The sequence below is a fragment of the Bradyrhizobium sp. 31Argb genome, from assembly GCF_043638955.1.
Classification (GTDB): domain Bacteria; phylum Pseudomonadota; class Alphaproteobacteria; order Rhizobiales; family Xanthobacteraceae; genus Bradyrhizobium.
The window spans coordinates 1-11,131 of record NZ_JBEGDB010000267.1; the positions used below are offsets into that span (position 1 = coordinate 1).

The 11,131-nt window shown below is 61.3% G+C and carries 10 protein-coding genes; 7 read left to right on the forward strand and 3 right to left on the reverse strand.

Going from position 1 to position 11,131, the window contains the following annotated elements; translation table 11 throughout:
- Positions 1-258: 258 nt before the first annotated feature.
- Complete coding sequence (locus tag AAFX91_RS33380) at positions 259-2,610, reverse strand: phosphocholine-specific phospholipase C (protein ID WP_394569399.1); 2,352 nt, start codon at positions 2,608-2,610, stop codon at positions 259-261.
- A 373-nt stretch (positions 2,611-2,983) separates the two neighbouring features.
- On the opposite strand from AAFX91_RS33380, the gene AAFX91_RS33385 reads away from it, so the two are divergent.
- Positions 2,984-3,826 carry a MurR/RpiR family transcriptional regulator gene (locus AAFX91_RS33385; protein ID WP_282531663.1) on the forward strand — a complete coding sequence of 281 codons (843 nt, stop codon included), beginning with the start codon at positions 2,984-2,986 and terminating at the stop codon, positions 3,824-3,826.
- A 215-nt stretch (positions 3,827-4,041) separates the two neighbouring features.
- Here the strand turns inward: AAFX91_RS33385 and AAFX91_RS33390 are convergent, their stop codons facing one another.
- Both AAFX91_RS33390 and AAFX91_RS33395 read right to left on the reverse strand, forming a co-directional pair.
- Positions 4,042-4,431, reverse strand: a complete 390-nt coding sequence (locus tag AAFX91_RS33390) for a cupin domain-containing protein (RefSeq protein WP_394569400.1) — start codon at positions 4,429-4,431, stop codon at positions 4,042-4,044.
- A 230-nt stretch (positions 4,432-4,661) separates the two neighbouring features.
- Positions 4,662-5,150, reverse strand: a complete 489-nt coding sequence (locus AAFX91_RS33395) for a MarR family winged helix-turn-helix transcriptional regulator (RefSeq protein ID WP_394569401.1) — start codon at positions 5,148-5,150, stop codon at positions 4,662-4,664.
- Between the two features lie 63 nt (positions 5,151-5,213).
- Between AAFX91_RS33395 and AAFX91_RS33400 the strand changes: the two genes are divergently transcribed.
- The 6 genes from AAFX91_RS33400 (at position 5,214) to AAFX91_RS33425 (ending at position 11,034) form a co-directional block, all read left to right on the forward strand.
- Positions 5,214-6,005, forward strand: coding sequence for an SDR family NAD(P)-dependent oxidoreductase (locus AAFX91_RS33400; protein ID WP_394569402.1), 792 nt, complete (start codon positions 5,214-5,216; stop codon positions 6,003-6,005).
- A 397-nt stretch (positions 6,006-6,402) separates the two neighbouring features.
- Positions 6,403-7,704, forward strand: coding sequence for an ABC transporter substrate-binding protein (locus AAFX91_RS33405; RefSeq protein ID WP_130579283.1), 1,302 nt, complete (start codon positions 6,403-6,405; stop codon positions 7,702-7,704).
- 54 nt (positions 7,705-7,758) lie between these two features.
- Complete coding sequence (locus AAFX91_RS33410) at positions 7,759-8,658, forward strand: branched-chain amino acid ABC transporter permease (RefSeq protein WP_394569403.1); 900 nt, start codon at positions 7,759-7,761, stop codon at positions 8,656-8,658.
- Positions 8,658-9,614 (forward strand): branched-chain amino acid ABC transporter permease, encoded by a 957-nt coding sequence (locus tag AAFX91_RS33415; protein ID WP_394569404.1) that lies wholly within the window; start codon positions 8,658-8,660, stop codon positions 9,612-9,614. The genes AAFX91_RS33410 and AAFX91_RS33415 overlap by 1 nt, the downstream gene beginning before the upstream one ends.
- Positions 9,614-10,357, forward strand: a complete 744-nt coding sequence (locus AAFX91_RS33420) for an ABC transporter ATP-binding protein (protein WP_394569405.1) — start codon at positions 9,614-9,616, stop codon at positions 10,355-10,357. Before AAFX91_RS33415 ends, AAFX91_RS33420 begins: the two co-directional genes overlap by 1 nt.
- Positions 10,354-11,034: an ABC transporter ATP-binding protein gene (locus tag AAFX91_RS33425; protein WP_394569406.1), complete on the forward strand. Its 681-nt coding sequence runs from the start codon at positions 10,354-10,356 to the stop codon at positions 11,032-11,034. Before AAFX91_RS33420 ends, AAFX91_RS33425 begins: the two co-directional genes overlap by 4 nt.
- Positions 11,035-11,131 lie beyond the last annotated feature (97 nt).

Consider the following 11,131-nt stretch of genomic DNA (forward strand, 5'->3'; position numbering starts at 1 on the left):
AGATCAAAGCTTCGCAGCCATGATCCATCTGACCGCTGCCGTGATAAACTCCCGATGAATCCCAACAGACCCTAGCTAACACGTGACGCCGCTTGATAGTCCGCTTTGATGTTTCGACGCATGCTCGGCACCACGCCTGCGGTCCTTCGTTCGGTCTCGCTGAGACGCTCAAGGCCAGTGAAGCTTGATACAAGGTGAGGATGAAATTGAAGAGGCGCCCGAAGGCGCCTCCAAATCGCTGTGGTGATTGCGTCCTCTTCAGAACCGGTCGGCCACGCCCATGCCAGGATCGCTGACCGAACCGCGGCCGGTTTCCACATGGCCGGCGACGCGCCGATAGAAGCCGCTGCCCGAGTCGCTGCTGATGACGAAGTCATACCACAGGCCGGTGGTGCGCAGATTCCAGTACAGTTCACCGGGGTGGCCGGAAGCGGGCACTTTGACATCCCACGACGTGCGCGGACCGCCGCCGAAGTCGGGTCCTGGGAAGAAGACCGGCGGATTGAAGCCGAAGCCGGGTGCACAGAAGTCGGGAGCCTGCCGGAAACCAGGCACCGGGCCGAAGCCCACAGGACGGAAGTTGGGTCGCGGACCGAAGCCCGGAGGCTCCGGCTGCATCGCGGCGGATACCGAGGCGCTGACGGCCAACAGCGGCCCATAGATCTTGTTGGACTTCACGGTGAAGCGCAGGTGGCCGTTGCCGTCGTTGCGGAGCTGCAGGTGCAGACCGCCGTCGTGGACATTGTAGCCGACGAAGATTTCGGGGTTGGGCTCATTCTTGTGCCGCATCGTAGAGATGTCGCCCTTGAAGTGGCGGTGGAAGCCATTGGGGGCGAGCACCCACAGATCATAAAGGCCGTCGTCACCGACTGCCCATTCGTCGTCCAGCATCTGGCCCGCCTCGACCGTGTAGCGCCGCGGAATGCGATCGAGGTGCATCTTGTCGTAGACGTGGAACACGGCGCCGGCAAAGCCGGTGTTGGCGAACAGGAGCCTGACCTTGCTCTTGCCAGCATCGACCTGCGCGCTGGCGTGCAGAATGTAGGGAAGCGCGCGCGAGAAGCGCACGCCGGTCTCCTGAAACAGCGGCTGCGGCGTCGTCGGCGCGGTGGGGGCCGGCAATGTCTTCTGGTGCGCATCCGATGCTTGCCAATTGCTCTGGTCGGGCAGCTCCGGGAAGCGGGGATCGTTGGGGCTCGCGAAGTCGAAGGCCGTGGTGAGGTCGCCCGAAATGGCGCGATGCCACGGGCTGATGGAGTCCACCTTGATGCCGAAGCGCTTCTCGAGGAATCGGCCCACCGAGGTGTGGTCGAAGACCTGCGAATCGACCCAGCCGCCCTTGCTCCACGGCGACACGACGTACATCGGCACGCGCGCACTGAGACCCCAGGGACGGATGTTGCCGCTGATCTTGTCGTCGCTGCTCAGCACATTGCCGACCGTGTTGGAGAAATATTCACCCGCGAGCGGCATCGTGGCCTTGCCCATCAGGTTGCCGTCGTTGTCATAAGACGGCACCGCCGGTGCCGGCAGGTGATCGAAGAAGCCGTCGTTCTCGTCGAAAGTCAGGAAGAAGACGGTCTGGCTCCAGACCTCGGGGTTGGCGGTCAGTGCTTCCAGCACCTGGTCGGTGAAATTGCCGGCGCGGGTCGGGCTCCCGCCGCCGGGATGCTCGGAATTGCTCTGCGTCGGCAAGATCCACGATACCTGCGGCAGGTTTCCGCTCATCACGTCGGCCTTCAACCTGGCCAGATAGTCCGGGCCACCGGTCAGGCCGTGCACATAGTTGGGATCACCCGGCTGGGCGTGACGGAAGCTGGCGAACGCCAGACAGCCGTGCATCGCGCCGGTCCAATTGTCGTTCATGTCCTGGTAGACGTGCCAGCTTACGCCAGCGCGCTGCAGCAGGTCGGGGAGGGTAGGCCAGCCGAAGTCGCTGCCGACATAGCGATAGTTCGGCTGCGGCTGAGGCAGGCCGTCCACCCATTTGGAAGGGTTGGGCCAGCAGCGGTTGTTGTTGGGCTCGGAATCGTTCGTCGTGCAGTTGATACCCTGCGCGCGCAGCGCGGGATTGAAGTTGGAGCCCGACCAGAACACGATCCGGTTGGGGTCGGTGCCGGTGGTGATGGAGGCGTGGTAGGCGTCGCACAGCGTGAAGGCCTCGGCTAGCGCGAACTGGAAAGGGATGTCCTCGCGGCCGAAATAGCCCATCGCGTACGGGGTTTTGTACTTGGCCCAGAAGCCCATCTTGCCCTGGTTCCACGCTGCCTGACTGTCGCCAAACGAATGCGGCGTGCCGTACCCGACCAGCGCGTTGCTGGTCGCGGAGTCGCGATGGTAGGGCGGGACCTCACGTGTGCCGTCGGACTGGAACCACACCGGCTTGCCGCTTTCGAGCGGAATAGGGAAGCGGTCGCCGAAGCCGCGCACGCCGCGCAGCGTACCGAAATAGTGGTCGAACGAGCGGTTCTCCTGCATCAGGATCACGATGTGCTTGACGTCCATGATGGTGCCGGTCCGGCGCCGCGCCGGAATGGCCAGCGCCCGGTTGATGCTGGTAAAGGCAGCCGCCGCCGTGGCGCCCGCCAGAAAGTCGCGACGTGTTGTCATTTCTTATCTACCTTTGGTTGAACAGTTGAAGAAACGAACGACGGCCTGCAGCGCAGGCTTGGCTCACTGCGCAAGCAAGCCGGTCGGCAATAGCAGTGCGACTTGACGTCGCTGTGAATAATTTATTTCCACTAGAATTTTTTGTGAGCTTTTCTCAGTATAGGTGATTGAGCACCGAGAGACGGGAGAACGGGCCGGAAATGACACAAATGACACATGGGCCATCCTCGTCGCCGGCTTATCCCGGCGGCCCACGAGAATTGAAGCTCTGCGCAAAGGGAATCGCGGTAACCTTCCGCGATCCACCAAGTGAATTCCCACGTTGTTCGCGAGGACGCGGGTGACACGCTCGAACTTCAATGCAGGGCCGTCCGTGAGCGGTATTCTATCTCGCGTTCGTGAATTGCAGTCTGATCTTCCTCCGAAAGCCAAACAAATCGCCGAGCTGATTATCGCGCAGCCGGAGTCTTTCATTCACATGTCGATCACCGAAGTTGCCGAGACATGTGGCGTGAGCGAAGGCACGATCGTTTCCTTTTGCGGCCGGGTGGGCGTTCGCGGGTTCCAGGAGCTCAAGATTCTTCTGGCGCGGGATCTGATCGAGCCGGTTCGTCTGATTCAGGAGGATCTGCATCGGGGCGATGATCCGGCGACCGTCACGGATCACATCTTTGCCGCTCACGCCGCTTCGCTCCACGAGACACGCCGCCTGCTCTCGATGGAATCGCTGGCGAAGGCGGCAAGCTTGTTGAGAGAAGCGCAGCGGATCGAGATTTACGGCATAGGAAGTTCGGCGCCGATTGCGCAGGACCTCTCCTATCGCTTGCTGCAACTGGGGCTCGCAGCGAGCGCAGTCGTCGATTCTCATGTCCAGGCCGTCAGCGCTGGCATGACCGGCCCGACAGTCACGACCGTCACGGTGTCTCACTCCGGCAGCACGGTCGAGACGGTGCTCGCGACCCGACTGGCGCGGGAAGCCGGTGCCCGGACAATCGGCATTACGCGGCTCGGCAAGTCGCCTCTCGCGGCCCATTGCGACGTTCTGCTCTATACTGTCGCAAATGAAACCAGATATCGGCCCGAGGCCATGAGCAGCCGCGTAGCTCAGCTCGCCATTATCGACACCTTGGTGAGCTGTTGCGCCCTGACCGACACCGAGCGCTCTGTTGACAGGCTTCAACACGCCGCGCGTATTCTCGCCGAGAAACGTTTTTGACCGCACGGCTTCGGGCGGAGAGTCGTTCACCGCCACGGGATGGATTTCCCTGCGAGTCACAAGAGGCGATCGAGACACGCGTCTGGCATTGTGCGGTCTAACGCAGACAACAGACGTAACGACGGTCTACGTGGTGTTCGGCTTGGGGCCAGGACCGGACCACCATCGACGAATTGACACAGCAGTCGTGCTCGTGACCCTGACAAGGACAAACACTAATGATCATCGACCTGTAGAGGTTGCCCCTTTCCAGCATACTGGATTCCAATAGCTTTGGCCGGCTCCGTCGTGCTCGCATTCCTGAAGTTATGTACGACGTCAGGCGGTTCTTGGAATGCTTGACCGGCCTTGAAGATCTGTGGCGGCTTACCTTCCATCTCCACCACCACGGAACCATCGAGCACAACTACGAACCGGGGTGTCGGGTGGTGGTGTTTTCCAGTTTGCGCTCCCGGCGTGAGGGCAGCCGTCCAAATATTCATTTCCTTGCCTTCCATACCAGCTAGGTCTGTCTTGAGAAGATCAGTGCGCTTTATGGTTGGCTGCTGAGCTTTAGCAAACTTGTCGCTGGTTACGCTCAGCGCGATAACAGCGATCAAGGTCAAGGCCGGCACCCGTCCTAATGGTCCCATAGAACCCTCCAGCTGTTCGCTCGCTAGTACGTCGACGCCTAGTGAGGGGAGATCGAACCTAGCATTTCCAGAATGCGTTTCGGAGTCCGGAATGGGTCATTTGCGTCGATTTCGGCATGTGCGCGTCGTGTCTGCTTGGAGAGCAATCTCGGAACTGCCGGTTATCCGATTTGCCTTGTTGAACGCATCGGGTTGGATATGATTCAAATGTCCTGGCTCTGTCCGTTGCGCAGCTTCAATTCAGCGTCGTCGTCGCGGCTGGCCTTAAGCGCGCGTGCGTAGGTCGTCAGTCCATCGCGCACGACCCTTCGCTCGGCCTCGCTGAGGCGCGCGAGCGCGCCGGAAACTTGCCGCCGGCCGAAATCATGCAGGGCTGCGAGCGTGCGCCGTCCCTTCGCCGTCAGCGATAGCGGCTTGATGCGCGCATCGTCGGCGTCGACGGTTTCCTTCAGTTCGCCGCACTCGATCAGCTTGCGCACCATGCGGCTGACGCTCGATTTCTCCAAATGGAGGATGTCGGACAATTCGGCCGAGGTCAGCGGACCGCTTGTGCCGATCTCCAGGATCGTGTGGACGGCCGACGGTGGATAGTCGGTCGCGGCCACCGTCTGCTCCATGAAGCCGAGCTCGCGCACCATCAGCCGCGAGGCCGCGCGAATGTCATCGATGAGGGACAGGTCTCGGAAAGGCATGGCTTGACTCCGGCCAGGTAGTTGTATCATACAACTATTAGCGAGACAACGGAGTCCGGCCCGATGAGCGAGGCAGCAACCGACGGTTTGAATGCCGTAGCGAACCGAATGAAGGACAAGGTCTGCCTGGTCACAGGCGGCGGCACCGGCATCGGTCGCGCCACCGCGCTAAAAATGGCCGAAGAGGGCGCGGCGGCGATCCTGATCGCCGGCAGGCGCGAAGCCGAAATCGAATCCGCAGCGGCCGAATGCCAAGCGCTCGGCGCACAGGCTCTGGCGGTCAGGACGGACGTGACGCAGGAGCAGGAGGTCGAGCGACTGGTCCGGACTGCGGTCGACCAATACGGCAGGCTGGATGCGGCGTTCAACAATGCTGGTTTCCAGGAGCGTCGCGCGGGCATCGAGGAACAGCGCAGCGCCGTCTACAACGAGGTATTCGACGCCAATGTCCGCTCGGTCTTCTTGTGCCTGCGCTACCAGCTCCCGGTCATGTTCGCGCAAGGCGCGGGCCGGATCGTCGTCAACACGTCGGTGAGCGGCATCCGCAATCCAAATGCAGGGCTTTCGCTCTATTGTGCTTCGAAGGCGGCGGCGATCTCGCTGATGCGCTCGGCCGCAATGGAGGCCGCGCCACGCGGCGTCACGATCAATGCGATCGCGCCCGGCCGCGTGGTGACCGACATGATGCTCCGTTCGGGCGTCGGCGATATGTCTGCTGTCGCGGCAGGATTGCCGCTTCGGCGGATGGGAAAACCCGAGGAGGTTGCCGAAGCCGTGGTCTGGCTGCTCTCCGACGCCGCATCCTACGTGGTAGGTCACGTGCTCGCGGCCGACGGCGGTTTCCTGGCTTCCTGAGAGAGCCAGCGTAGCCCGGATGGAGCGAAGCGAAATCCGGGAAGAACGTACGCGCTGTCGGCTCCGGATTGCGCTTCCCTCCATCCGGGCTACGGGCCGCTATCCCTTCTGCGTGTAGAGCAGCGGCACCGCGGAATCCACGATCACCTCGACCAGGCTCGTGCCATCATGCGTGAGGCCATGCTTCAGCGCGGCCCTCGACGCCCGCTTAGGTCGCGTCCGCTGTGCCTCCAGGAACGGTGCAACCGCGGACCCGCGGGGTCCGCCTCGGTCAAAAGCGCTGCTGAGGTCAGCCAGTAAATGCTGGCAAAGGACGCGAATTATAGTAGCGTTACGGCAAGAAAAATGGCCACCAGGCCAGACATAAAGTCGAGAAAAAGAACAGGGAGGGCTTCCAATGCAATATTTCAAGACCGCACTTGCGGCGGCTGCTGCAACTGCAATTCTTGCCGGCGCCGCTCTTGCGCAGGGTAAACCCCAGGAAATCAAGATCGGTATTGCGACATTCCTGTCGGGGCCGGCTTCCGTTTTCGGCGTGCCCGCAAAGGCCGCGGCGGAGATGATCGCGGAGGATCTCAATAAGAAAGGTGGAATCGGCGGAGTGCCGGTCAAACTTTCCTTCATCGACGAAGGTGCCGGCGGCGAAGCATTGGTCTCGAACTACCGGCGCATCGTGCAGGACGACAAGGTTGACGCGACGTTCGCTGCAATCTCCTCGGGCAGCTGCAATCAGCTTGTCCCGGTTGCCGAAGACCTCAAGGTCATGAACTTCATGTGGGATTGCGGCGCTGCCTCCATTCTCGAGGTGAAGAAGTACCGCTACAATTTCCGGACCCAGGCGAACGGCACTCCCGAGATGCTGGCGGTGCTCATCTATCTCCTCAAGACAAAGCCCGACTTCAAGACGATCGCTGTCGTCAATCAGGACTATGCCTGGGGCCGCGAAAGCTGGGAGATATTCTCCACCGCGTTGAAGGCGATGAAGCCTGACGTCCAGGTGGTTGCCGAGCTGTTCCCGAAGTTCGGTGCGCCTGACTATTCCACCGAGGTTTCCCGCCTGCTGGCGCTCCGACCGGACGTCGTGCTCACGACCGCCTGGGGCGGTGACCTCGACACTCTGGTTCGCCAGGCGGGGCAACGCGGCCTGTTGCAGCAGTCGACATTCGTGCTGGGCATCGGAGAATCGTCAATCCAGCGATTGGGCAAGGATCTACCGGAGGGCCTGATCGTCGGTGCACGCGGGGATCACTGGTTCCTGCATCCGGAAAAGAAGAACGATCCGGCCTTCAAAGCCTTCAACGAAGCGTTCAAGGCGAAGACCGGTGCATGGCCGATCTACCCGGTCTATCACATGGCGCAGGCGTTCAAGGCGTTGCAAACGGCCTATGATAAGGCCATCAAGGCGAACGGCGGCAACTGGCCGACGCGGGAGCAAGTCGTGGATGCGACTGCCGGCACAGAGTTCGCAACCGGCTTCGGCAGGCCCGTCACGCTGAGGCCCGAGGACAATCAGGGTCTGGAGGCCCAGCTTGTCGGTGTCACCAAGTCCTTTCCAGGTTACGACTTCAAACTGCTCGATAACATGATGATCTTCGACCCCAGGGTGATCACCAACCCGGCGGGTGTGCGGTCGGTCGAGTGGCTCAAGACGCTCAAGCCGGAGTTCGCCAAGATGGATGTGCCGACCTTCAAACAATAGCGCTCCACGACCCGTCCTCCGGCTCTCCGGGGACGGGCTTCCCTGAAGGTCTCCATGAACTCGACTCTCGCCATACTGGCCGTCCTCGACGGGATCAGCTACGCCGCCCTGGTGTTTTTGGTCTCCGTCGGGCTCAGCCTGATCTTCGGCGTGCTTCGCGTAGTGAACGTGGCGCACGGCTCCCTGTATGCCTTTGGCGCTTATCTCGCCGCGACGTTCAGCATCAAGGTTGCGCCGCTGTCGCCATGGCTCACCTATCCCGCGCTGCTGGCTGCTTCCGTCGTGATCGGCGTCGTTTGCGGCGGCTTCATTGAGCGCTTTCTGCTGCGGCCGCTGTACGGACGGGACGATGTGCTGCAGCTCCTGATCACGTTTGCTGCCTTCATGATCATGGACAATCTGCAGCGTTTGATCTGGGGCGTGCAGCCGATCTTCGCGGCCGAGCCTTTGAAGCTGCTGCCGAACGTGACCGTGTTCGGCGTGAACTATACGTCCTACCAGGTCATCCTGCTGCCGGGCGTGGCGCTGATGACACTGTTCGGCCTGCGCTACTTCCTGCGCCACACCCTTGCCGGTGCAGTGATCATGGCGGTTACGGAGGATCGCGAGGCGTCCACGTCGATCGGTATCGACGCCAGGCGCGTCTATTTCGTTACGTTCATCATCGGCGCGAGTTTGGCGGCGCTCGGCGGGGCGCTTGCCTCGCCGACGACATCACTCGTGCCCGGGATGGGCGCCGACATGATCGTGCTCTCTTTCGCGGTCGCAGCAACTGCCGGCCTCGGGCAGATCGAGGGCACCGCTCTCACCGCGCTCATGATCGGCCTGGCGCGCGCCTTTGTCATCTACCTCCAGCCGGAGTTTGAAGTCCTCGTGCCTTATCTGTTGATGGTGCTGGTGCTTCTGGTGCGTCCGTTCGGACTGTTCGGCGCTGTCCAAGTGAGAAAGATCTGATGGCGGGCCGCATCAAGCCGATCACGACGGCCGCAGTCATCTTCTTTCTGGTCAGCGCGGTCGCACCGCTGTTCGTGTCGAGCTGGGCGACGCTGTTCGCGCTTATTCTCGCGAAAGGCATCGTCGTGCTCGGAATCGTCCTGTTGCTGCAGGCGGGACAGGTATCTTTCGGACACGCGATGTTCTTCGCCATTGGCGCCTACACGTCCGCCTTCTGGGGCAAATATATCGGCGGCGGCGATATCCTGCTTTATCTCGTGCTCGGAGGCATATCTTCCACGGTCTTCGGCCTGATTGTCGGTCTGTTCGTGGTCCGCTACCGGGAAATCTTCTTCGGAATGCTCAATCTGGCGTTCTCGATGGTGTTGTGGTCACTTCTTGAGAAGATGTTCCCCTACACCAATGGTGCTGATGGCATCAGGGTGGCGCGTCCCGGCTTGCTGGGGTTTGTCTTCACGCCGGAAACCTTCCAGTACGTCATTCTTTATGTGAGCCTTTTGATAGCTGCTGCAGCATTCTATGGTGTGCAACGCTACCTCGAGAGCCCGCTCGGGCACATGCTGCGGGCGATCAAATCGAACGAGACCCGGCTCGAGTATCTGGGAATGTCGGCCCGCCGCGTGCTGCTCATTGGGTACGTGATCTCTGCATTCCTCGGCGGAATCGGCGGCACGCTGGTGGCAATCATCCAGCAGATCGCCACGCCGGAGTTTGGTTTCTGGACCAAGTCGGGCGAGTTCGTGTTCATCGCGATCCTCGGCGGCGGAGCCCATGCTTTCGGTGCGTTTGCGGGAGCCGCGATGTTCGAGTGGGTTCGGTTCTATGCGGCTGCTCACCTCGCGGATTCCTGGCAGCTCATTCTCGGCGTCGTGCTGATCGTGATCATCCTCTACGCACCAAACGGGCTGATCGGTCTCAGGCAACGGTATCGTCAGTCCGGGAAGGGGGGACGCTGATGGCCGACGTTTTGCTCTCTGCCAAGGACATCAAGATTCGGTTCGGCGGGGTTATCGCCGCAGATGGGATCAACCTTGAGGTCCATGAGGGCGAGAATCTTGCCATCATTGGACCGAACGGCGCCGGCAAGACGACGTTCCTCAATATATCGACGGGCTATCTCCGGCCGCAGGCCGGTACGGTAACTTTTCTCGGCCAGGACATTACTGCGCATCTTCCACGGACCATCACCAAGCTTGGCATTGCTCGCGCCTTCCAGATTCCGCAGCTTTTCCTTGATCAGACGGTTATGGAAAACATGCTGATCGCGGCCGCCTCGCGGCAGGGATACCCGTCAGGCTTCAAAGCTCTCTCGCGACTGCCGGAGGCGTCCGAAATGGAGCGGCTGCTGGAGCTCGTCGGCGTCAGGTCTTATGCTGAACGAAAGGGGCGAGAGCTACCCGAAGGGCAGCGCAAGCTGGTCGATATCGCGCTTGCGCTCGCGCTGAAGCCCAGGCTCTTGCTCATGGACGAGCCAACCTCGGGCGTCGCCTCATCCGAGAAGCTCGAAATCATGGATATCCTCACCGCCGCGCTCGCAAAGGAGAAGGTCACGTCGGTCTTCGTCGAGCACGACATGGACATGGTGGAGCGTTACGCCCACCGCGTCGCCGTGTGGAACGTGGGCAAGATCCAGAAGGTCGGCACGCCGGCGGAGGTTCTGGCGGACCCGAAGGTCCAGCAGCAGGTGATCGGAATATGACGCCGATGCTGAGTTTCGAGAATGTCAACGTCGCGATCGCCGATGCGCCGGTGCTGCGCAATGTCACATTCGCGCTGAGGCCCGGAGCGAGCGCCGCGCTCATCGGGCGCAACGGTGCCGGCAAGACCACGACCGTTCGCACCATCATGGGCTTCACCAAAGCGATCGGCGCCATCCGGCTCGGAGGCGAGGACCTCGGGCCGATTCCGCCGCACCGCCGGCCATCGCTCGGCGTCGGCTACGCGCCTGAGGACCGCCGCCTGTTTTCAGCCTTTACCGTGGAGGAAAACATCCTTCTGCCCGGTCGCGTTGCGAAGCTCTCCCTGCAAGAGACACGACGAAGGCTGGAGCGGGCCTACTCCGTGTTGCCGGAACTGCAAGAGCTTGCCAGGCGTCCGGCGGGATCGGTCTCGGGCGGACAAGGCAAGATGGTCGCGCTCGGTCGGGCGCTTATGCTGGGTACCCGGCTCCTTATTCTCGACGAGCCATTTCAGGGACTTGCACCTGTTCTCGCGCAGCGATACGCCGAAGCGCTTCGTCGGCTTCGTTCGCAGGATAAAGACATTACGATGCTGATTACGGAGTCAAATCCGAAGCTGCTTGAGACGTTTGCCGACGTGACCCTCACCATCGAAAGGGGCGAGATAGAAGGCGATTCAAGCCAATCGATTGGGTGACTCGCTGATCGGCGGGGAAAGCGCTAGTGGTTCATCACAGTGATTTTGACGTTTTGATACCGAGCCATTCGAGGATCGGCAAGTTTTCGGGTGGCAG

Coding starts and splice junctions, on each gene's coding strand:
- AAFX91_RS33380 (WP_394569399.1), bottom strand. CDS start 2,610: ATGACAACACGTCGCGACTTTCTGGCGGGCGCCACGGCGGCGGCTGCC.
- AAFX91_RS33395 (WP_394569401.1), bottom strand. CDS start 5,150: ATGCCTTTCCGAGACCTGTCCCTCATCGATGACATTCGCGCGGCCTCG.
- AAFX91_RS33400 (WP_394569402.1), top strand. CDS start 5,214: ATGAGCGAGGCAGCAACCGACGGTTTGAATGCCGTAGCGAACCGAATG.
- AAFX91_RS33405 (WP_130579283.1), top strand. CDS start 6,403: ATGCAATATTTCAAGACCGCACTTGCGGCGGCTGCTGCAACTGCAATT.
- AAFX91_RS33410 (WP_394569403.1), top strand. CDS start 7,759: ATGAACTCGACTCTCGCCATACTGGCCGTCCTCGACGGGATCAGCTAC.
- AAFX91_RS33415 (WP_394569404.1), top strand. CDS start 8,658: ATGGCGGGCCGCATCAAGCCGATCACGACGGCCGCAGTCATCTTCTTT.
- AAFX91_RS33420 (WP_394569405.1), top strand. CDS start 9,614: ATGGCCGACGTTTTGCTCTCTGCCAAGGACATCAAGATTCGGTTCGGC.
- AAFX91_RS33425 (WP_394569406.1), top strand. CDS start 10,354: ATGACGCCGATGCTGAGTTTCGAGAATGTCAACGTCGCGATCGCCGAT.